The organism is Streptomyces gottesmaniae (assembly GCF_031845845.1).
In the GTDB taxonomy this organism is placed as follows: domain Bacteria; phylum Actinomycetota; class Actinomycetes; order Streptomycetales; family Streptomycetaceae; genus Streptomyces; species Streptomyces akebiae.
The window spans coordinates 1-289 of the sequence record NZ_JAVRFJ010000192.1 but is presented as its reverse complement, the minus strand read 5'-3'; the positions used below and the strand labels follow the sequence as shown (position 1 = coordinate 289).

At 68.5% G+C, this 289-nt stretch carries 1 protein-coding gene; it reads right to left on the bottom strand.

The genetic code is table 11. From position 1 onward, the window contains the following. The coding region (locus RM704_RS45015; RefSeq protein ID WP_311593664.1) for a ketoacyl-synthetase C-terminal extension domain-containing protein at positions 1-289 on the bottom strand (289 nt) is incomplete at both ends.

Genomic DNA, 289 nt, shown 5'->3' with positions numbered 1-289 from the left:
GCACCAGACCCGACAACCGGCTCGGCACCAGACAACCCCGCCGGCTCCTCCACCGGCGCCTGCTCCACAATCACATGCGCATTCGTCCCACTGATCCCGAACGACGACACACCCGCCCGACGCGGACGACCCACCTCAGGCCACTCCCGCGCCTCCGCCAGCAGCTCCACCGCACCCGCAGACCAATCCACATGCGGCGACGGCTCACCCACATGCAACGTCCTCGGCAACACCCCCGCCCGCATCGCCATCACCATCTTGATCACACCCGCCACACCCGCAGCAGCCT